Raw genomic sequence first — 22,416 nt, forward strand, 5'->3', positions numbered from 1 at the left:
ATCAGGAGATGCACGTTATTAGTTTTAAAATTCTAAGAGAATATGCAGAAAATCACGCTGATTCTCAGGAAGCACTGAATAACTGGTATAAAATTGCTAGTAAAGCTAAATGGTCAAACTTGGTTGAATTACAGCAAATTTTTCCTCAAGCTGAGGCTGTAGGTAATTTTACAGTTTTCAATATTAAAGGCAATAAATACCGCTTAATTGTTAGTATAGATTATGAAGGTCAATTAATTTATATTAAATATATCCTCACTCACGCAGAATACGATAAGGATAATTGGACAAATGACCCTCACTTTTAATCCAGAAAAGTACAAAGAACTATTAACGGCTTATCTCCCCAAACTAATCAAGACTGAATCAGAAAACGAACAAGCATTAGCTATTGTTGAAGATTTAATGCACCGTGAACGCACTTCTGAAGAAAATGAACTCTATCAATTATTAATAACTTTAATTGAAAAATTTGAACAAGAATATTATCAACCTGAACAACCAAATAACCCCCAATCTATGCTGTTATTTCTTTTAGAACAATCTGACAAAACCAAAGCCGATTTACAAGCTGTTTTAGATTCAGAAAATTTGGTTGATAATATTTTAAACGGTAATCAAAAGATAACTCCAGAATTAGCGCAAAAACTGGGAGACTTTTTTCATGTGGAAGCAAGTTTATTTACAATTCCCTGAGTTACAGCACAGGCAGAGCATATGTTTTTATGTGCAAGAAATAGCTGACATACTATACTTATTGGAAGTATAATAATACTTATTACTAACTAGCTAATTAATTTCTAATTGTGACAACCTGTGTTATTAAAAAATGTACCATATCGGCAGCCTGGATTATTTGGTTTAATACACTCAAACCGAGATTTCACCCAAAAAGAAGCTTGGGGCAAAAACTGTTTTAATTCTTCATTTCCGGCTTCTCTTTGCTCTTATTTATATAGTTTAAATCTAGAGAATGTATACATTAAGCTAAACTCAAACCTCAAAGTTGAGCATTCAAGCATTAGTACAGAAAACTTCTACGGAATCGACCCAAACTCCGATAATCTTTTCTATGCGTTTGAAACGCAGTTTACACCATATCAACAATATTTAATCGGAAATCTTCCAGGTGTTGATCTCGTTACCCAAGCAAGAGATTCAGGTTCTTGCTTACAGCCAATTGAGATTAAATTAACGGCTTTACCCGATAATACAACTTGTGAATTTGCCGAAGATTATTATGGTTGTGAAATTGTAGTCAGACCAGATACTATAGTTTATTTAGCTTGTAGTATTGTAGAAAACTTTAGACTCAACCCGTCTACTATCGCAGGTGCATTTACGGAAAAGCTGGTAAACATTACTGACTGGACAGAAGCAATTTCTGTAATACCTTTAATTCCAGATATGATTGACTGTATAGATGCGATCGCACTTTCACTTATAGATGTACAAAAGCCTTTTTTAATGCAGCCTATCTGGAAAACGGAAGGTAAATCACCAAGATTAGTAGATAACTGCTTAGATGTTTTTGTGTGGAGTAATCTAGCTTTTACTAGATTATTTATAGATTTAGCAAAAATAGAAATTAATACATACGGAAGAATCAGAAATATTGCTAGGCATACTCGAACAATTATTTGGCTGTTTAAAATGCTATCTGACTTTAGTATTAATGGTTATTTTAATCATGGAAGAATTATAGACAGCCTTTCTTATAATACGAAAAATGATAAAGCATTTGCCGTAAGTGGTAGAGTTACTCATGCTTACATGACATCGGCAGCTTTAAGACAACCTAGAATTACAAAACAAGACATTAAAAGAATTATTTTAGGTGGTGGTCAGAATCTCTTGAGTCCAGAAAGAAGGTTTGATGCTATAATATTTAACTCACCAGATATATTTGATTAGTAAATTTACAAAGCTCAAGTTAGCAGAGCAGAAATGAAAACAGTAGATTTATTTGCAGGTTGTGGAGGTTTGTCCCTGGGATTTCAAAATGCTGGTTTTAATTTATTAGCAGCTTTTGATAATTGGCTTCCAGCAGTTGAAGTATATAGACAAAACTTTCATCATCCTATTTTTGAGAAAGACATTTTCCAAGAAGATGTATGTAGAATAATTTCCAGTTTTAATCCAGAAATAATTATTGGCGGCCCTCCATGCCAAGATTTCTCAAGTGCAGGGAAACGAGATGAGAATCTTGGTAGAGCCGATTTAACGATTGTGTTTGCCAAGATTATTTCGCAAATCAAGCCTAATTGGTTCGTGATGGAAAATGTAGATAGAATTACTAAAAGTCAAATTTTAACAATAGCCTTAGAAATATTCAAAGAAGCTGGATATGGTTTAACTTATTCAATATTAAATGCAAGCTACTGTGGAGTTCCACAAGCTAGAAAACGTTACTTTTTAATTGGTCAACTTCATGGGAAAGATAATGCCCTCAGCACTTATCTCATAAAACATCTATCTAAGAAGCCTATGACTGTTTTTGATTATCTAGGTTATGATTTAGGTATTGAGTATTTTTATCGTCATCCAAGAAGTTATAAAAGAAGGGCTATATTCAGCATATATGAACCTAGTCCAACAGTTCGGGGAGTAAACCGTCCTATTCCCAAAACATATAAAAAGCATGAAGGAGATGCTTGTGATGTTAATGAGAAATTAAGACCTCTTTCTACAATTGAAAGAAGTTATATTCAAACATTTCCAAAAACGTTTAAGTTTCAGGGTAATAAATCAGATTTAGAACAGATGATTGGTAATGCTGTTCCGGTCAAATTAGCTGAATATGTAGCTCGTTCTATCCTTCAATATATACAAGATTCTTCTCTTCAAGTTTCACTTCATACGGTTTCTTGACGAACCTACACTTTACTCCTAAATGTAGAGACTTGATATATCAATCTCTACTTAATTTATTGTGAGGCGCATTTGATAATAATGCGCCTATTTTCCCATTATGCAGAAATTGGCATTTGCAAATTTACGCTCACCGCTTGTAACTCCTTGGCCTTCTCCTCTGGTAAAGCATCATTCGCAAACATCCCGGCTGCAAGTTCTGTTCCCGCCAAATACTTCAGCTTGTCACTGGTGCGATATGGGGGGTAAAACTGCGCGTGTAAATGTGCTTCAGGATGTGCTGAACCGTCCGTGGGTGCTTGAAACCAAGCCATGAGGTAAGGAAACGGGCGATTCCACAAGCCGTCATACTTGAGGGTGACGGTTTTCAATGCCTTAGCCAGTCCCAAGCGTTGTTTTGGACTAAGTTTCATAAAACTGCTTACTGGCTGAATTGGTGCAACCCAGACTTCATAGGGATAACGCGCACACACAGGGACAAAGGCGATCGCATCTTCATCCTGATATATAATCCTTTGGTTGTCAGCAATCTCTTGTTGAATCAAATCTTGCAGTAAACCTCTTTGATGTTCCTGATAATACTTCTGCTGCATGGCTGACATCCGCGCAGGCACGGGCGGTATAAAGGGATAAGCGTAAATTTGCCCGTGGGGATGGTGCAATGTTACACCCACTTCTACACCTTTATTCTCAAAGGGCAGAACGTACTGTATTTGAGGATTTTCGCCCAGTTCGCGAGTGCGATCGCCCCACACTTCCAATAGTAAATCTAGGTGCGACAATTCTAGGGAACTGAGGGAAGCACTAGCATTTTGAGTAAAAACCACTACCTCACAAGCTCCATTAGCGGGTAGAGTCTCCACGATGGTGTGAGGTGGATTCTGGGCTGTGGGAATCATCGAGGGGAAGCGGTTATCGAATACCGCCACATCATACCTACCTTGGGGTAATTCGGTAGGAAAGTTGGGGTCGATGGTTGGCGCGAGGGGGTTATATTCTGGAGGCGGCATGAATGTCCGCCCTTGACGGTGACTAGCATAAGCCACCCATTCACCCCGCAAGGGATGCCAGCGCAGATGCGGATTAGCTTGCACTGGCTCGTTACTAGGGCTAGTAGCTTCTAGCTGATTGCCAATGGGATAGCGACTATATAAAGTTAACTTTCGTCCGTCGGGCTTTAACAGCTGGTGGGAGTACATAATCCTTGTCCTGAGAGGGTAGCAGCACGGATGGTTTCAATGGGAAATTTCGGTGTGCGATCGCCGTATAATAAACCGTTAGCTTCTTGGAAGGTATCTGTGAATTGGGTGTAACAGAAGCCGCTAAATAGCTCAATATCATTCACTGTTTCCAGCAAAGCCGCATATTTCTGTTCTAATTCGGAGATATTTGAGCAGTTTTCATATCCCCAGGCTTTATCTGCATCAGGTTGGTCAAGTGGTACATAAGCAATCCCACCAAATTCCGTTAACATGACTGGTTGTCCTTGATGGGGGTAGTTATCGAGGGTGAGGATGCGTCCGCCTGGACGGCTACGCTCAAATAAATCCGATATCTTAATATCCGGGCGATAACGATGGGCTAATCGTTCAGGCTGGCGATCATAGTCATGGATAGCAAGAATATCTGTATCTGTACTTTCCCAACCATCGTTACCAATGACTGGACGCGTTGGGTCAAGGGTTTTGGTCAAGTGGTACATTGCTAAGACGTAGTTACGATGAGCCGCCGTCTCTACTAAATTTGGCACTCCCCAAGATTCATTAAACGGAACCCAAGCCACAATACATGGATGACTAACATCGCGTTTGATTACCTCAGTCCACTCGCGGGTTGTGCGTTCTACGGCTGTCGGCGTAAAACGGTAAGCACTAGGCATCTCTTCCCATACTAACAACCCTAAAACATCTGCCCAATATAAAAAGCGGGGGTCTTCAATTTTTTGGTGTTTGCGGACTCCGTTAAAACCCATAGCTTTGACGAGTTCTACATCACGTCGTAAAGCTTCGTCGTTGGGTGGAGTCATTAAGGTATCAGGCCAATAGCCTTGGTCGAGAACTAGCCTCAGATAGTAGGGGCGACCATTGAGCATAAAGCGATCGCGCTGAATACTCACAGTCCGCATAGCTGTATAAGACTGCACATTATCTAGCAACTGGTCTTTGTACCATAGCTGAATTTCCGCATCAATCAGCGTCGGCTTTTCTGGACTCCACAGCAATTCATTGCGACAGTCGTCAATACCTGGATCACCTAAAGCAATCCGACGACTAATTTCCCCACTGAATACCTCGTAGGTATCACTAGCTAACACCAGTCCATCAACGCTTAATTTCACTTTGATTTGTACACCCGCAGTTGGTACATCACCAGCTAGTCCAGCTTCAAAGCCTATTTCCCAACGTTCACAGTCAGGCATCCAACGCAGATGACCGAGATAAGTCTTACCGACACGTTCTAACCAAACAGTCTGCCAAATTCCAGTGGTGCGGGGATACCAAATACTATGGGGTTTTAACTGCCAATCTTGCTTCCCACGAGGTTTAGCGAGGTCATGGGGGTCATCTTGCGCCCATACCGTTACCTTCGTTGTGCCACTATCGTTTAAAGCATGGGTAATATCGAGGCTAAAAGAAGTATGTCCGCCTTCATGCTCGGCTATATATTGATCGTTGACCCACACACGCGCACGATAATCTACAGCACCAAAATGTAACAATAATCTGCCATCACCAGTTGGTGTGGCAAATTCCCGCTCATACCAGCAATTAGGATGAAAACCCTGATCATTAATCCCACTTTTGATAGATTCAGGGGCAAAAGGAACTTCTATATGATCAGACCAATGTTTAAGATCCTGGGGTTGGACGCATTTTCCTTCGTCATCAAATGCGAACTTCCAAATACCATCTAAGCTTTGCCAGCCAGAGCGTTTTAACAGTGGTCGTGGGTGTCCTATTGTTTTTGAATTCCAAAAATTACTATTAGCTTTAGAAGGTAATTCAACTTCACGATTTTTCAAATCTAACAACCTCATCACTTTTCCTCCCTATCTAGAACTTACTAAACTCCTGCTATCGGTTAAATTTAGACAAAAATATTTAGATTGCCAGATATAGCATGAGTTTTTACCAGATTCTTTATTGCCTGTTTATAGAAACTTACATTGTTTTTTGGCAGCAGATAATGTTACCTTCAGCACTAGATGTGTTAGGCAATAAAAATAGTTTCTATGCTATTAACTCGTGACATTATGACACATACGTCATCAATCTTTGCCAGGATAAATCAAAAAAAGGCATTAAATTTAGCTAGATAATGAATAGCATAAATCTCCTGATTTCTAAATTAGGGCAGAAAAAATGTCTATATTAGATATTCGTTCAAATCCTTTAAAAAATCTGTTTTTTGTAATAATTGGTAGTCAATAAATCTTAGTAAAAGCTATTAAAATAGCGCAAAATAAATTATGGGAAAGTATCAAGTAATCATTCGCTGAATCTGCCGAAAATATCATACTGTTAGCTGAAAAATTCAGTATGACGGAGAATAATAAAATTGAGTCGTGGAGATTTGCTACCTCTACCTGGGTGGTTTGGTGTCACTGGTATTATGTTTACAGATCCGCCCTTCTAAGACAGCTTTCTGATAAAATACTGTAAACAAGCAGGGCCTTATCTGTTGGGCGAGATATTGTAAGTCTGGTTATACCTGCAACTGTTGTTTGAACCCAGCATCTCTGCACTTTTAGGGCGGGTAGCCTATGGTAGATAAGCTACAAGCCCCCACTGATTGTTCGTATGAAAGCGTTCCCAAAAGGTAGACCACTCTCATTGAAAATTTAGCGGGGGCTTTAAACCCAAAAAATTAGCAATTACTAAATTATTGGGTCAGCATCTATATTGATTGAATAAACTGGCATAATGAGGTTGTGAAATTTGTTATTCCCTCGTTTCTAAACTTTCTTCGTCCTGACTTTCATCAGAAAGTTGCAAAGTCGGCGTTTGAATGACAAATGGCAATTCTGCACCTATTAGACCCCTTTGAATACGTTCTGAAGTCTCATTAAACAGAATAAATAAAGGATATATACTATTAGCCCCCTCACTGAAAATATGGCTGTGACGATAGGGCATTAACCACTCATAATCTTGATCTAAAAACACCTGAGTTTGCCGCCAACGTCCTAATAAATCTGAAAAATCTTCATCGGGACGATGAATAAACAGTAAAATTTCTGCTCCAGTTTTCACCTTCCACTCAGGATCACACATTAAAATTGCCACATCACAGGGGAGATGAATAGCCTGTGTAGTTGCAGACATAGTGTTGCGTAAACGCACAATTGGCAGAGGAATAGAGATTAAGCTTTCATGTGGACGGCGCAGACTAGGGAGCATTTCCAAGTAGGGACGGTATTGCTTGAGTAATGCGATCGCTGCTAAATGATTGCTATACTCTGCTAAACTCGCTTCATAATAAGATTTCTGCACAGGCATAATCAATTCAAAATTTATAATTCATGATTCATTTTTGACTATCCCAATTTTTCAAATACCTTAAATAAGGGTAGATACATAGCTAACAAGATTGTCCCCACCATACCCCCTAAAACCAAAATCATAATTGGTTCTAAAACACTAGTTAATGCTTTTACTGCTTGCTCAACTTCATCCTCATAGAAGTCAGCAATTTTCATTAACATCCCATCTAGTTCCCCAGTTTCTTCGCCAATGCTAATCATTTGAATCGCCATTGCTGGAAAAACATTTGCTTTCTGTAGAGCCAAACTAATCATACCCCCTTGTTGAATTTCTGCTCTAGCTCCATCAATAGCATTAGCAACTACCTGATTACCTGATGTATCCCGTACAATTTCTAATGATGTCAAAATCGGTACACCAGAACGAGTCAAGGAACCAAATGTACGGCTAAAACGAGCCACCGAAGACTTTTGAATTAAATCACCAAACAAAGGCATCTTTAAAGAAAGACGGTCAATAGTTTCCTTACCAACACGGGTTTTATAGTATTGTACGAAAGCAAATCTTACACCTACAAGTGACGCAATAATTACTAACGACCAAAGACTTCTTAAAATTTGACTACAAGTCATCAGAAATGCTGTCAGTGCTGGTAGTTCTGTTCCTAATTCTTGGAAGATTTTCGCAAAAATGGGAATCAAAAATACAGTCATCCCCACGAAAATAGCAGTTGCCAAGAAACCAACCACCATAGGATAAGCCAGAGCCGACTTAATTTGGTTCTGTAACCTAGCCATATCTTCTAATAATTTGGCGAGTCGGTTGAGAACTTCATCGAGAACACCACCAACCTCTCCAGCTTGGATCATACTGACATATAATCCATCAAAACAATCAGGATGCTTACGCATAGCATCTGAAAGATTCACGCCACTTTGAACATCATTACTAATATCAATGAGAGCCTGCTTCATTTTAGGATTATCGCACTGATCACCTAGTACGCCCAAACCTCTAACAATAGCTACACCGGCATTTACTAAGGTAGCTAATTGCCGAGAAAAAACCGCCTTTTCTTTAACAGTGACTTTCGCAAAAGAATTCTGGAATTTTTGGAGGTCAAAACCACCACCTGACTGTTTTAGGTCTTGAACTACAAAACCTTTATCTCTCAAATTAGTACGAGCGTCTGCCAAAGATTCGGCAACAACTTTTTCGCTTCTAGTTTTTCCTTGTGAATCCCGAACACGGGCAACAAATGTTGGCATAATAATTCAAAATTCAAAATACTTTACAATAAGGCTTGCGCCTACAAAATTAAGATTTTAGTCAATAGTCAATCATCTATAGTTAAAAAATTTACTAATGACTAATGACTAATGACTAATGACTAATAACTAAGATTAATGTGCTTTGACAGCACCGGGTTTTGCACCTGCTGCGGCTTGTGGGGGAGCAGTACCAATGAGGCGTTGAATTTCATCTGGTTTAGAAGTTTTAGACATTGCAGCTTCAAAAGAAATTGTGCCTGCTTTGTAGTAATCTGCTAAAACTTTTTCTAAAGTTTGCATTCCCAATTTACCACCTGTTTGAATTGCAGAGTAAATCTGTGATGTTTTCCCTTCACGAATTAAGTTAGAAATAGCGGGAGTAACAATCATGATTTCCTGCGCCATTACCCGTCCATATTCACCCGGTTTAGGATTTTTCTTCGGTACTAAGGTTTGACTAAATACTGCTACTAAAGAGTTCGATAATTGCACCCGTACTTGGGTTTGTTTTTCGTGGGGAAAAACGTCAATAATCCGGTCAACAGTTTGAGCGGCGGAACTGGTGTGTAATGTACCAAATACTAAGTGTCCTGTTTCTGCGGCAGAAATTGCCAAAGAAATTGTTTCTAAATCCCGCATTTCCCCCACCAGAATGATATCTGGATCTTCCCGAAGGGCAGCTTTCAAGGCATTAGCAAAACTCTTAGTATCTTCACCCAATTGCCGTTGGTGGACTAAACTTTTAATTGGTTCGTAGACAAATTCAATGGGGTCTTCTACTGTTAAGATATGTTCGGCTTTAGTGCGGTTAATTAAATCAATCATTGCCGCTAGAGTGGTTGTTTTACCAGAACCTGTAGGGCCTGTCACCAAAATTAACCCTCTGGGTTTATCAGACATTTCTCTGACTACATCTGGTAAACCTAATTTCTCAAAATTAGGGATTTTAGAACTCAGAGCGCGCAAACAAGCAGCATATGCACCACGCTCTTTATAAACGTTTACCCGAAAACGAGCTAAACCCTTGACACCATAGGAACAGTCCAATTCCCAGGTTTGTTCTAGGGTTTTGCGCTGGGTATTATTGAGCATACTAAAAATTAGTCTTTGGCATTGCTCTGCGCTCAAGACATTATCTCCAATGGGTGTGAGCTTACCACTGATCCGGAAATAGGGTGGTAAACCGGCAGATAAGTGCATATCCGAACCACCCATTTCAATCATTTGCTCCATCAAGTCTTCAATCATCATTTCCATAGGTTCGCTGCACTCCAATTCAAAATGCAAAAAGGGTATAGGGGTATAAGGGTGTCAGGGTATAGGGGAAACATCTTTGGTGTGTTTCCTCTCCTTCTTTGACTAGTCTTCAAACCGAGGTGTCATACAGTAGGGACAATCGAGCCATTCTGGTTGTAAAACGGCGTTACAACTGCGACAGGTCAGTCCACTCTTGCGTTTAGCTTTTAATTCAGCTTCTAAACCTGTGTCTGTGAATGTCACCCGTTCTACTTCTTCTAAGGTGGTAGAACCTTGGCGTACTAGGTCTAAGCTGTAAGCCAGCAAGGTTTTCATACCTTCTTCCACAGCTACCTCTTTGATGCGTTCTGTGGGTGCTTCTTCGTTGATTAAAGTTTGTAGCTGTTCAGTCACCCGCATGACTTCATAAACACCACAACGGCCTTTGTAGCCGACACCGTTACAGCTGGGGCAAAGCTGATTTTTGTTTTTAGCTTCCGCGATCGCCTCTGATGGTACAGTATTAGCCTTATAGAAGGTGACGTTAACTTCTTGGGAAGCAGACATCCCATAACGGGCTAATTCTTCTGGTGTGGGAGTATAGGCAATCTTACAATCAGAACAAACACGCCGCACTAGACGTTGTGCTAATACCCCAATTAGAGAACTTGACACCATGAATGGTTCAATACCCATTTCTCCCAAACGAGCGATCGCGCCAGGAGCATCATTTGTGTGTAAAGTAGTTAATACTAAGTGACCAGTCAAAGCAGCTTCAATCGCTGTTTTGGCTGTTTCTTTATCTCTTGTTTCCCCCACCAGCAGCACATCGGGGTCTTGTCGCAAAAACGCCCGTAATGCAGTGGCGAAATCTAGTCCTTTCTCCCGAATTACCTGGACTTGAGTAATCCCTGGCAAACTGTACTCAATCGGATCTTCTACCGTACTGATGTTAATACCAGGAGAGTTCTTTTCCGAAAGTGCAGAATACAGCGAAGTAGTTTTACCAGAACCAGTCGGCCCCGTTACCAAGATTAATCCGAAAGGCTTACTGACCATGTCTTTGACAATATTCAGAGTTTCTGGATCAGTAATTAACTTATCCAATCCCAACTGGGTGGAAGAGTTATCCAAAATTCGCAGACACACCTTTTCCCCATAGCGACTGGGTAGGGTATTTACCCGAAAGTCTACCTTGCGTCCCTCAAACATCCGGCGAATCCGTCCATCTTGAGGTAAACGTCTTTCTGCAATATCTAAGTTGGAGATGATTTTAAAGCGGGCTGTGACTGCCGGAATGATTTTCTTCGGTAGAGGATCAAAAGCCTCCCGCAACACCCCGTCCTTACGGAAACGAATCCGCAAATTCTCTTCTTGGGGTTCAATGTGGATATCAGAAACCTTCTCATGCAAAGCTTTCGCCAGAATGCGGTTCACCAGATTAATTACTGGCGCATCCTCTGCACCCTTCATCGCCGCCCCTAAATCCGCCTCCATTTCTTCTGGGGCATCTTCCAGGTTGAGATTGCTGAGGTTTTCTAAATCCTGATTAATATCTGTAAATTTTTCTTGTTCTATGTGTTTTTGTCGGACAGCCAAATCATCCAGATATTGATTGATCAGTTGCTGATAATCCTCCTGGGTGATTACCATGCGCTTTAGTGCTAAACCTTGGGGGCGCAAGATACGATTCAGGTCATCAGACGCTTCTAAGTTATCTGGATCAACCATTGCCACCAGAATGTAAGGTGGATTTTGTTGATCATTTTTTGATAAGGGTACTAAACGATGACGACGGCAGATATCAACTGGAATCAGGGATTCTATCAGTTGACCCACCATTGTATCGCCGACATTGTTGGCTTCCGGATCAAGGAATTCAACACCGTATAGTATCTTCAGTTCAAATAATTGTTGTTTCTTGTATTGTCTAAGAAACTCAGGTGATAATTGTCGCCCGGTGATTGACTCTAGCACGTCTGTCAATGGTCTACCAGACTTGCGACTTTCAATCAACGCTTGCCTCATCTGGTCAGTATTGACATAACCAGACTGTACTAATTTACTACCAAAAGGCGAAAACTCCGTTCTTGTCGTGAGAGCGGTACTGCGCCGTTGCGGAGAGGATTGAGTCATAGATGAGCAATGAGTAGGGAAAACCTCTGCTTAGAGTATTCCCAACCTGAGCTAAATAATTTTCATTAAGACTAAGTAAATTCAGGTGAAAACTTTAAAATGTCTGGATTGGGGATTGGGGACTAACTAAATTCAAAATTCAAAATTCAAAATTCAAAATTGAAGAATGACTGGGGAATGGGGACTGGGGACTGGGGAGACAAGGGAAGAGAAACTAATGACTGTTGACTAATGACTAATGACTATTGACTATTGACTATTGACTAATTTCGGTTTCTCACACCTAGAAGGTCTGTTCACCATTTGTCAAAATAAGATGACTGTAAAAGCATTTCTGGCGAAATTGCGGTCAAACATCAGCCAGAGTGTACAGCCATTGATCAAAATGGTTGGTACTTGTGGCGAAATTCTACCGTAAACCACACCAGGGATGAGTAGACTTAGATAATGATGGACGAAAATAAACAGGTCAACAATACAAGCCAGCCGTTGGGTGAATCAACAGAGGTAAATCAAGCAATGATGAGCGACTCCCAAGCCCCAATCAATTCTCACGAATCTGGCAGCGAGGTTACTGAGCAAGTGGCAGCCCCCAATAATGTATCGGGAGACACTGTACTCACAGAAGAAAATAACTTCGCTGCACCAGAAACAATTCAGGTCGAAACAGCCGCCTTGGCAGAATTAAATCAGCAAATTGATTTACTCAAAGCGCAACTGGAAGAACGTAGTACGCAATACATGAGAATTGCGGCTGATTTTGAAAATTACCGTAAACGTACACAAAAAGAAAAAGAAGAGTTAGATTTGCAGGTAAAGCGCAACACAATTATGGAGTTACTGCCCGTAGTTGATAATTTTGAACGGGCAAGAGCGCACCTGAAACCGCAAACTGAAGGTGAGATGACGATTCATAAAAGTTATCAAGGTGTCTATAAACAACTGGTAGATTCCCTGAAGCGACTGGGTGTATCACCAATGCGTCCCGAAGGTCAAGAATTTGATCCCAACCTTCATGAAGCAGTAATGCGCGAACCTACGGATGAACATCCTGAAGGAACAGTGTTAGAAGAGTTAGTGCGCGGATATTACTTGGGCGATCGCGTTTTGCGCCATTCGATGGTGAAAGTGGCTGCTCCCAAGGAAGATGCACCACCTGCACCAGAAAGTCAGTCGAGTCCAGCCGACAGTTAATTGCTGTATTTGCTCGCCTCACTGACCAATAGTGCCTGGATTATAGTGGAGGCGAGCATTGCTCAGTGTTGGGTATTGGGAACTGGCAACTAACTGGCGATTGAAGATTGGTAAAACCTGGTATTAGGCATAATCGGAAATTTCCTTTCCTAAATTCCTCCAGCGTTGCACCCCTAAATCTCCGTCTTTTGCCTCAAGGTTGTCCGCGCATGTAGCATTACGGCAACAGCAGTCAGTAAAAATACCTTAATATGGGAAAAGTTATTGGAATCGACTTAGGCACTACAAATAGTTGTGTTGCGGTTTTAGAAGGTGGACAGCCAATTGTCATCGCCAATTCCGAAGGCGGAAGAACTACTCCAAGTATTGTGGGATTTGGTAAAAGTGGCGATCGCTTGGTCGGTCAATTAGCCAAACGCCAAGCTGTCACTAACGCAGAAAACACAGTTTTTAGTATTAAAAGATTTATCGGTCGTCGTTGGGATGACACGGAATCAGAGCGCGATCGCGTCCCTTATAACTGTGTCAAAGGTCGAGACGAAACTGTTGATGTGCAGATTCGCAATAAAAATTTCACGCCCCAAGAAATATCTGCCATGATTTTGCAAAAACTCAAGCAAGATGCAGAAAATTTCTTGGGCGAAACTGTCACGCAAGCCGTAATTACCGTACCAGCATATTTCACCGATGCTCAACGACAAGCCACTAAAGATGCTGGAACTATTGCTGGTTTAGAAGTATTAAGAATTATCAATGAACCGACAGCTGCGGCTTTAGCGTTTGGCTTAGATAAGCAAGACCAAGAGCAGCTGATTTTAGTTTTTGACTTAGGTGGCGGAACGTTCGATGTCTCTATCCTGCAACTAGGGGATGGGGTGTTTGAAGTCAAAGCTACCAGTGGCAATAATCAATTAGGTGGTGATGACTTTGATAGTTGTATTGTCAATTGGATGATTGAACGCTTCCAACAACAAGACAACATCGATCTAGCTCAAGATAAAATGGCACTGCAACGACTCCGAGAAGCCGCAGAAAAAGCCAAAATAGAACTCTCTAGTATGGTCAGTACCTCCATTAACTTGCCTTTTATTACGGCTGATGCAAGTGGGCCAAAGCATCTAGAAATGGAACTGAGCCGCTCTAAATTTGAAGAATTGGTGGGATCTTTAATTGAAGCTACCATCCAACCAATGATTCAAGCCCTCAAAGATGCTGACCTCAAAGCCCAAGATATCAACAAAATTATTCTAGTAGGCGGTTCTACTCGCATTCCGGCTGTCCAAAACGCCCTGATTAAATTTTTTAACGGCAAAACTCCAGATCGTTCCGTGAACCCCGATGAAGCTGTAGCTTTGGGTGCAGCTATTCAAGCAGGTGTTTTGGGTGGCGAGGTTGATAATCTTTTGCTGTTGGATGTCACACCTCTATCTTTGGGAATTGAAACTTTGGGCGAAGTCTTCACCAAAATCATCGAACGTAACACCACAATTCCCACCAGCAAATCGCAAGTCTTTTCTACCGCCGTGGATGGTCAAACTTCTGTAGAAATTCATGTCCTCCAAGGTGAACGGGCAATGGCAAGAGATAATAAAAGTCTCGGCAAATTCCTCTTAGCCGGAATTCCGCCAGCCCCCCGTGGTGTACCGCAAATTGAGGTATCCTTTGAAATCGATGTTAACGGTATCCTCAAGGTTGCAGCCCAAGATAAAGGCACAGGTAGAGAACAGAGCATTCGTATTACCAATACAGGTGGATTGAGTAACACCGAAATAGAACGGATGCGTCAAGAAGCCGAAGTTTTTGCCGAAGAAGATAAAAGACGCAAAGAACTGGTGGAACTCAAAAACCAAGCCGACAATCTGTTGTCTAGTTATGAAGCGACTATCAAAGATAACGGACAACTGATTGGGGAGCAGATGAAAGTTCTCGCCAACGAAAAAGTCGCTCTACTTCAGAGTGTGATGACAAATCCTGCGATCTCCCTCAAAGAGTTTCAACAGTGTCTAGAAGACTTCCAACAAACTCTGTTTGCAATTGGCGCGGATGTCTACCAACGCGCAGGCGGTCAAGGCGATGAGACAATAGATGCGATCGCCGGGGATGCGTTACCTCCCGAAATGGAACATCCGATGAATGGGACTCTGATCCCGCAATTTAATTTTGATTTTGATGAGGAAAGCACAGCACAAGCTGATTATGAAGCGATAGATTAGGGATAGGGGAATGGGGACTGGGTAATAAACCTTTTATATAGATCCTCCTCGTTCTCTAAATTTGAGATTGACGGAGATTAACGGAACATATTCGGATTGAATACAATCCCTAATTCCCAATCCCCCAATCCCTAATCACTAATCCCCAATAGCCAATACCTCGCAAGGGGGGTTTTCCACACCTGATGGTGCGGCTAGCCCCTCTAGTTTATGGGCAGGCTTTTTTCATGGTACGTAGCACAATTGTAAAAGAGACAGCCAAGTTTGTGAGTCACAAATCTCAGCTGTTGTTCTCTGACTCTCAGATTCAGTAGCTTTCTTTTGTTGAATCAAGAAAAGCTCTCTTAACTTGCTATTTGCTGGTGATTTTTGTAAAAGGTAAAAGGTAAAATCAATTATTAAAATAAGTTAACGTCTACCTTCTGCCTAGCTGATAGCCAGCCGCCCTATTGGTGTCTGCTGCTTTAATTATCTATCCGTCCTCACTTTTACCTTTGCTATATGGCCCGCGACTACTATGAAGTTCTTGGCGTTTCTCGTGACGCTGACAAGGAAGAAATCAAACAGGCTTATCGTCGTCTCGCCCGGAAGTATCACCCAGACGTGAACAAAGAATCTGGTGCGGAGGAACGATTTAAAGAAATTAACCGTGCTTACGAAGTCCTATCCGAGCCAGAAACCCGCGCGCGTTACGATCGCTTTGGGCCTGAAGGAGTTTCTGGTGCTGGTGTAGGTTTCCAAGATATGGGAGATATGGGCGGTTTTGCCGATATCTTTGAAAGTATTTTTAGTGGTTTTGCTGGTGGTATGGGTGGCCCCACGCAAAGACGGCGTAGCGGGCCAGCGCGAGGCGATGATTTACGGCTAGACTTAAAGTTAGATTTTCGGGAAGCAGTTTTTGGCGGCGAAAAGGAAATTCGCATTTCCCATTTAGAAACCTGTGAAACCTGTGCTGGTTCTGGTGCAAAACCTGGAACTCGCCCCCGCACTTGTTCCACTTGTAGCGGTTCTGGTCAGGTGCGGCGTGTGACGAGAACCCCCTTCGGTAGTTTTACTCAAGTATCCACTTGTCCCACCTGTAACGGTACAGGGATGGTCATTGAAGATAAGTGTGATACCTGTGATGGTAAAGGTACTAATCAAATTACCAAAAAACTGAAAATCACCATTCCCGCAGGTGTTGATAACGGTACACGTTTACGCATATCCCAAGAAGGTGATGCCGGTCAACGCGGTGGCCCACCAGGGGATTTGTACGTGTATTTGTTCGTCAATGAGGATGAGGAATTTCAGCGCGATGGCATTAACATCCTCTCAGAAATTAAGGTGAGCTATTTACAAGCGATTTTGGGCTGTCGTTTGGAAGTTAACACGGTAGATGGCCCAGTAGAGTTAATTATCCCGGCCGGGACTCAACCCAATACGGTGATGAAATTAGAAAATCGTGGTGTACCCCGCTTGGGTAATCCCGTGAGCCGTGGGGATCATCTGTTAACGGTGTTAATTGATATTCCTACCAAGGTGACACCAGAGGAGAGAGAATTGTTAGAGAAGCTGGCTAAAATTAAGGGAGACCGTACCGGTAAAGGCGGTTTAGAAGGTTTTTTGGGAAATCTGTTTAAGTAATGAAGTTATCTTCTCTATCAACTCCTGATGCTCAACTAGATTTGCGCGGCACTCCTTGCCCGATTAATTTTGTGCGGACTAAACTCCGTTTGGAGCAAATGTCCCCTGGTACTTTGCTGGAGGTATGGTTAGACCCTGGTGAGCCAATTGAGCAAGTCCCCGATAGTTTGACAATGGCCGGTTATCAAGTAGAAAAAATTACCGATTGTGCTGGCTATTTTTCTTTGTTAGTTCGCCGTCCTGTAAACGCCTAATGAAAGTTGGTACTACTGGACAGTTTTTGGGTACGGTGTTAGCCGTACAGGCGAATTTCTACAAGGTACAGCTAGATTTTGAGGCAGGGGTGCAGGGGTGCAGGGGTGCAGGGGAGAAAATTGATTTAGACTCCCTAGTACCCAGTCCCCAATCCCCAATCCCCAATCCCCCCTTCCTCCTATGTACTCGTCGGACTCGGTTGAAAAAAATCGGCCAGCAGGTGATGGTGGGCGATCGCGTGATTGTAGAAGAGCCAGATTGGTCTGGAGAACGAGGAGCGATCGCGGAGGTCTTACCCCGTCAAACTGAATTAGACCGACCACCAATCGCCAATGCGAACCAAATCCTGCTGGTTTTTGCAGTGGCTGACCCTCCCTTAGAACCTTACCAACTCAGCCGATTTTTAATAAAGGCAGAATCTACGGGTTTAGATGTGGTGTTATGCCTAAATAAAAGCGATTTAGTTACACCCCCAGAGCAAGCAGCAATTCGCGATCGCCTGTTAAGTTGGGGATATGAACCCCTATTTATCAGCGTCCAGCAGCAAACGCATATTGCAGAAGTAGCAAAACATCTCAGCCAAAAAATCACCGTTGTGGCTGGCCCTTCTGGCGTGGGTAAATCGAGCTTAATTAATGCGCTGATTCCCGATATCAACCTGCGCGTGGGCGAAGTTTCCGGGAAATTAGCTCGTGGTCGTCACACCACACGCCACGTAGAATTATTTGAGTTACCTAGCGGCGGTTTACTCGCAGACACCCCAGGCTTTAATCAGCCTGATTTAGATTGTAGTCCCGAAGAATTAGTACATTACTTCCCTGAAGCCAGTGAAAGCCTCGCCCATGCTCACTGTAAATTTAATGATTGTTTACATCGAGATGAACCAGATTGTGCTGTGCGGGGTGATTGGGAACGCTATGAACATTATCTAGAGTTTTTAGCAGAAGCGATCGCCAGACAAACACAACTCCAACAACAAGCCGATCCCGAATCGACCTTAAAGCGCAAAACCAAAGGCAAAGGTCAAAGCCAATACGAACCCAAACTAGAAAGTAAAAAATATCGTCGAACTTCCCGACGCACTCAAGTGCAAGGTTTACAAGATTTATATCATGATGAAGAATAACAGCATTTCCCAGCCCCTAAATTTATTTATAGGGTTCTCCCCCTGTTTCCCGTTCCCTGTTCCCCGTTCCCTTTCTTGATATTTAATTTGCTGAAATTACTCATCTGCTACGATCCCCAGAAGGTCTTAAAATATTGTTAATTTCTGCCTACTCCCTAGACCTTCAATTTATAAGAATCACCCCAGAAAATTATGGCTATTGGCTACGTCGCGCTTGTACTTCATGCACATCTACCCTTCGTGCGTCACCCAGAAAGTGATTATGTGTTGGAAGAAGAATGGCTTTATGAAGCTATTACAGAAACTTACATCCCCTTATTAAAAGTATTTGAAGGCTTAAAGCGAGACGGTATCGACTTTAAAATCACGATGAGTATGACACCTCCATTGGTGTCAATGCTGCGTGATCCATTATTACAAGAACGCTACGATGCACATTTAGCACAATTAGAAGAACTTATAGAACTGGAAGCTGAACGCAATATCCACAATGGGCATATGCGTTATTTGGCGGAACACTACGCCACCGAGTTTAACGAAGCGCGCCAGATGTGGGAACGCTACAATGGCGATTTGGTGACGGCTTTTAAACAGTTCCAAGAAAGTAATAATCTCGAAATTATTACCTGTGGTGCAACTCACGGCTATTTACCGTTGATGAAAATGTATCCGCAAGCGGTGTGGGCGCAAATTCAGGTAGCTTGTGAACACTACGAAGAAACTTTTGGTCGTCCACCGAAAGGAATTTGGTTGCCGGAATGCGCTTACTATGAAGGTTTAGAACGGATGCTAGCTGATGCTGGGTTGCGTTACTTCCTCACCGATGGACATGGTATTTTGTATGCGCGTCCCCGTCCCCGCTTTGGTACTTACGCACCAATTTTTACAGAAACTGGTGTGGCGGCTTTTGGTCGAGATCATGAATCTTCTCAGCAGGTATGGTCTTCTGAGGTGGGTTATCCTGGTGCGGCGGAATATCGGGAATTTTACAAAGATTTAGGCTGGGAAGCTGAGTATGAGTACATCAAGCCCTACATTATGCCCAACGGTCAGCGTAAAAATACGGGGATTAAGTATCACAAAATCACCGGACGCGGTTTAGGTTTATCTGATAAGGCACTTTATGATCCTTATTGGGCAAGAGAAAAGGCGGCAGAACACGCGGCTAACTTTATGTATAACCGCGAAAGACAAGCAGAACATCTCTATGGCATTATGCAGCGTCCACCGATTATTGTTTCGCCTTACGACGCGGAATTATTCGGTCATTGGTGGTATGAAGGCCCTTGGTTTATTGATTACCTGTTCCGCAAGTCTTGGTATGACCAAGGGACTTATCAAATGACCCACTTGGCTGATTATTTACGGGCTGAACCGACTCAACAAGTGTGTCGTCCTTCCCAGTCCAGTTGGGGTTACAAAGGTTTTCATGAGTATTGGTTGAATGATACCAATGCTTGGATTTACCCCCATCTGCATAAAGCTGCGGAACGGATGATTGAAATCTCCCAATTAGAACCAGAGGATGAATTAGGCTGGAAGGCTTTAAATCAAGCCGCAAGGGAATTACTATTGGCGCAATCTTCAGACTGGGCGTTTATTATGCGGACAGGAACAATGGTTCCCTATGCGGTGAGACGGACGCGATCGCACTTGATGCGCTTTAATAAACTCTATGAAGATGTGAAACTCGGCAAAATCGATAGTGGTTGGTTAGAAAAAGTCGAATTAATGGACAATATTTTCCCTAATATCAATTATCGGGTTTATCGTCCTTTGTAAGTGCTGAGTAGTGAGTGCTGAGTGGTGAGTGCTGAGTGATTTTTTCTCCCCTACACCCTCATACCCTTACACCCCTAAAAAACAAAACCCCCAGTAATTAACGCTGGGGGTTTTATTATTGCTGTCCACTAGAACTATTGAGGTAAATTGCGGCTAGTGTAAGCATCCATAGCATAGGCGGGGGTGCGATCGCTATAGTCTATGTCTGCACCTGTAATCGATTTCGCTAATTTTTCAAAAGATTCAGAACGCCAGTTTCTTTCGTGGATGGGTTTTTTCTGTTCTCCCAAGAAGTAGGCTAAAGTGCCTAGTACGGAAGCTGCTACCCAACCTAAAAGTATTACTGCAACTAGGATTGTCATAATTAACCTCTTTTTTATATTTTTGTAACTTTATGTAAATAAATATAACACTATTGCGACAAAATTTGCAATATATGCAGCAATCCCTCTTGGTGCAAGGAGTTATCTAGATTTGTAAAAGCAAGTCAAATTGCTTTTAAGCAAGTTTATTTAAATGATATTTATCGGCTGTTAAGTAGCCATCATGAACTGTGTGCTTTACTAGGTTAACAACCGCTATAAGTATGTAATTTTAATTACATGTTTATGATTTTTACTTATATAAATGTGCGGTTTAAGATATGTTCATAATTAAACTGGATTTTGATATCAGAGGTTTTGAGAAGTTGTAGCGATCGCAGCTTTCAACTAACATCTAATATTTGAAAAACAGGCTATTTTAGCGCATTTTCTATCTGGATGACATCTAGAAAGCGGAAAATCATCCTAGAGATTTCCAGAATACTACCTGGGTATTAATTTAATTTACTGTTGGCAAACGATAACTTTGTGAGTTTCGCAGTTTGTCTTGCGATATACAACAGCTTTATAGTCATGGAAATATATTTAGAAAAGAGGAGATTAATTACTGGTTTTGATGAGTTAAAAAATAAAATTTTTAACTTACATTTACCAATATGCTTAGGATGCTAATTATCTGTGTTTTGTTCCAAGACTGTTTTGCATAAATTTTAGACAGACCAAGTCAATTACGTATAATTTACACATTTTTTCTCATGAAAAAATCACATCAATACAAACAAACAGTTCTGATTACAGGAGCTGCTAACGGGATTGGTTATGAATTGGCATATATTTTTGCCCAGAATAACTATAATCTTGTATTAGTAGATATCATGCCGCAACAGCTAGCGGATGTTACTGAGAAAATTAGACATCAATTTGACATTTGGGTAAAACCAATAGTTAAGGATTTATCTATCAAGACTGCACCGGAAGATATTTTTTCAGAGTTACAACACGAGTCTATTCAGATTGATGTTTTAGTAAATAATGCTGGATTTGGTATTCATGGTTTATTTAGTGAAACCAACTTGAATACTGAACTAGAAATGCTGCAAGTAAATTTAGTAACTCTGACTCATCTAACTAAGTTATTCCTTAAAGATATGATCAGAAAAGGTGATGGTAAGATATTAAATCTTGCTTCTGCTGCTGCTTTCCAGCCAGGCCCATTAATGGCGGTTTATTTTGCCACCAAAGCTTATATTTTATCTTTTTCCCAAGCACTAGCAAGTGAATTAGAAAATACAGGTGTAACTGTAACCGCCCTTTGTCCTGGCCCAACAGAATCAGCTTTTCATAAACGCACAGGACTTGCAGGTGCTAGGCAAATAGAAAGTAATAATATGATGGATGCAGAAACAGTTGCAAAAATCGGTTATCGTGCCTTAATGAAAGGTAAAACTGTGTCTATCCCTGGGTTGAAAAATAAAATGCTGGCAGAAATGGTGAGATTTATCCCCAGAAATTTGGTCACAAAGATTGTGAAAAATATGCAGGAAGTTACTTAACGGGGAACAGGACAGGTTTTGGGCGGGGATTTAAACCCCACCCAATACAAGCGAATGAAAAAGTCCTGCTTGCGGTATCTAAGCCAGAGGTGGTTTTCTCCACGCCAGTTGCTTCTCTTTACCCGTCGGTGCTAGTTCATTTTAGGGAAAAAGGGAATTAAAATCACCAGTAGAAGTCTACAAAAACTACACCGGACATGATCCTAAGTCGATGACTGTAGAATCCCCATGCCTCTAGTCTAGGAAGTCTCAACTAGGCAAAATACGCCTGATGTGAATTAGAAAAACCTTAGATATCCAAAAAATAGCCGATGCTGGGAGCTAATGAGACTCGGTAGGGGCGGGT

General features: G+C 41.6%; 19 protein-coding genes. 12 read left to right on the forward strand and 7 right to left on the reverse strand.

Translation table 11 applies throughout. The features are described from left to right. Nucleotides 1–8 precede the first annotated feature (8 nt). The 4 genes from CLI64_RS20875 to CLI64_RS20890 all read left to right on the forward strand — a co-directional run bounded on the left by CLI64_RS20875 (nucleotide 9) and on the right by CLI64_RS20890 (nucleotide 2,871). Nucleotides 9–308, forward strand: a complete 300-nt coding sequence (locus CLI64_RS20875; RefSeq protein ID WP_103139005.1) for a type II toxin-antitoxin system HigB family toxin — start codon at nucleotides 9–11, stop codon at nucleotides 306–308. Further along, nucleotides 292–696: a type II toxin-antitoxin system HigA family antitoxin gene (locus CLI64_RS20880; protein ID WP_103139006.1), complete on the forward strand. Its 405-nt coding sequence runs from the start codon at nucleotides 292–294 to the stop codon at nucleotides 694–696. The genes CLI64_RS20875 and CLI64_RS20880 overlap by 17 nt, the downstream gene beginning before the upstream one ends. Nucleotides 697–816: 120 nt before the next feature. Further along, a complete protein-coding gene (locus CLI64_RS20885) occupies nucleotides 817–1,914 on the forward strand; it encodes a HindVP family restriction endonuclease (protein ID WP_103139007.1) in 1,098 nt (365 codons plus the stop codon). A gap of 33 nt (nucleotides 1,915–1,947) precedes the next feature. After that, nucleotides 1,948–2,871 (forward strand): DNA cytosine methyltransferase, encoded by a 924-nt coding sequence (locus tag CLI64_RS20890; protein WP_103139008.1) that lies wholly within the window; start codon nucleotides 1,948–1,950, stop codon nucleotides 2,869–2,871. Between the two features lie 98 nt (nucleotides 2,872–2,969). Here CLI64_RS20890 and galT read toward each other — a convergent pair whose 3' ends face one another. The 6 genes from galT to CLI64_RS20920 form a co-directional block, all read right to left on the reverse strand. Beyond that, nucleotides 2,970–4,070, reverse strand: a complete 1,101-nt coding sequence (gene galT / locus CLI64_RS20895) for a galactose-1-phosphate uridylyltransferase (protein WP_103139009.1) — start codon at nucleotides 4,068–4,070, stop codon at nucleotides 2,970–2,972. Further along, nucleotides 4,049–5,908: a glycoside hydrolase family 2 protein gene (locus CLI64_RS20900; RefSeq protein ID WP_103139010.1), complete on the reverse strand. Its 1,860-nt coding sequence runs from the start codon at nucleotides 5,906–5,908 to the stop codon at nucleotides 4,049–4,051. Before CLI64_RS20900 ends, galT begins: the two co-directional genes overlap by 22 nt. 904 nt (nucleotides 5,909–6,812) lie before the next feature. Next, complete coding sequence (locus CLI64_RS20905; protein WP_103139011.1) at nucleotides 6,813–7,370, reverse strand: hypothetical protein; 558 nt, start codon at nucleotides 7,368–7,370, stop codon at nucleotides 6,813–6,815. A gap of 38 nt (nucleotides 7,371–7,408) precedes the next feature. Continuing rightward, nucleotides 7,409–8,623: a type II secretion system F family protein gene (locus CLI64_RS20910; RefSeq protein WP_103139012.1), complete on the reverse strand. Its 1,215-nt coding sequence runs from the start codon at nucleotides 8,621–8,623 to the stop codon at nucleotides 7,409–7,411. Between the two features lie 135 nt (nucleotides 8,624–8,758). Beyond that, nucleotides 8,759–9,883: a type IV pilus twitching motility protein PilT gene (locus CLI64_RS20915; protein ID WP_103139013.1), complete on the reverse strand. Its 1,125-nt coding sequence runs from the start codon at nucleotides 9,881–9,883 to the stop codon at nucleotides 8,759–8,761. 102 nt (nucleotides 9,884–9,985) lie between these two features. Continuing rightward, entirely contained in the window at nucleotides 9,986–11,998 is a 2,013-nt protein-coding gene (locus tag CLI64_RS20920) for a GspE/PulE family protein (RefSeq protein WP_103139014.1), read from the reverse strand. Nucleotides 11,999–12,257: 259 nt separating this feature from the next. Between CLI64_RS20920 and CLI64_RS31665 the strand changes: the two genes are divergently transcribed. The 7 genes from CLI64_RS31665 (at nucleotide 12,258) to CLI64_RS20950 (ending at nucleotide 20,194) form a co-directional block, all read left to right on the forward strand. Further along, nucleotides 12,258–12,416, forward strand: coding sequence for a hypothetical protein (locus CLI64_RS31665; protein WP_225977404.1), 159 nt, complete (start codon nucleotides 12,258–12,260; stop codon nucleotides 12,414–12,416). 29 nt (nucleotides 12,417–12,445) lie between these two features. Continuing rightward, the gene (gene grpE, locus CLI64_RS20925; RefSeq protein ID WP_103139015.1) at nucleotides 12,446–13,192 is read left to right on the forward strand and encodes a nucleotide exchange factor GrpE; all 747 of its coding nucleotides are present in this window, start codon (nucleotides 12,446–12,448) and stop codon (nucleotides 13,190–13,192) included. 251 nt (nucleotides 13,193–13,443) lie between these two features. Continuing rightward, nucleotides 13,444–15,405: a molecular chaperone DnaK gene (dnaK, locus tag CLI64_RS20930; protein ID WP_103139016.1), complete on the forward strand. Its 1,962-nt coding sequence runs from the start codon at nucleotides 13,444–13,446 to the stop codon at nucleotides 15,403–15,405. Between the two features lie 501 nt (nucleotides 15,406–15,906). Further along, nucleotides 15,907–17,031 carry a molecular chaperone DnaJ gene (gene dnaJ / locus CLI64_RS20935; RefSeq protein WP_103139017.1) on the forward strand — a complete coding sequence of 375 codons (1,125 nt, stop codon included), beginning with the start codon at nucleotides 15,907–15,909 and terminating at the stop codon, nucleotides 17,029–17,031. Further along, entirely contained in the window at nucleotides 17,031–17,285 is a 255-nt protein-coding gene (locus CLI64_RS20940) for a sulfurtransferase TusA family protein (protein ID WP_103139018.1), read from the forward strand. Before dnaJ ends, CLI64_RS20940 begins: the two co-directional genes overlap by 1 nt. After that, nucleotides 17,285–18,412, forward strand: a complete 1,128-nt coding sequence (rsgA, locus tag CLI64_RS20945; RefSeq protein ID WP_103139019.1) for a small ribosomal subunit biogenesis GTPase RsgA — start codon at nucleotides 17,285–17,287, stop codon at nucleotides 18,410–18,412. Before CLI64_RS20940 ends, rsgA begins: the two co-directional genes overlap by 1 nt. Nucleotides 18,413–18,604: 192 nt before the next feature. Further along, nucleotides 18,605–20,194 carry a glycoside hydrolase family 57 protein gene (locus CLI64_RS20950; RefSeq protein ID WP_103139020.1) on the forward strand — a complete coding sequence of 530 codons (1,590 nt, stop codon included), beginning with the start codon at nucleotides 18,605–18,607 and terminating at the stop codon, nucleotides 20,192–20,194. A gap of 134 nt (nucleotides 20,195–20,328) precedes the next feature. Here the strand turns inward: CLI64_RS20950 and CLI64_RS20955 are convergent, their stop codons facing one another. Further along, entirely contained in the window at nucleotides 20,329–20,556 is a 228-nt protein-coding gene (locus CLI64_RS20955; RefSeq protein ID WP_192881573.1) for a photosystem II protein, Psb35-related, read from the reverse strand. Nucleotides 20,557–21,272: 716 nt separating this feature from the next. Here CLI64_RS20955 and CLI64_RS20960 point away from each other — a divergent pair. Continuing rightward, nucleotides 21,273–22,070, forward strand: coding sequence for an SDR family oxidoreductase (locus tag CLI64_RS20960; RefSeq protein WP_103139022.1), 798 nt, complete (start codon nucleotides 21,273–21,275; stop codon nucleotides 22,068–22,070). Nucleotides 22,071–22,416 lie beyond the last annotated feature (346 nt).

This window comes from Nostoc sp. CENA543 (assembly GCF_002896875.1).
Classification (GTDB): Bacteria; Cyanobacteriota; Cyanobacteriia; order Cyanobacteriales; family Nostocaceae; genus Trichormus.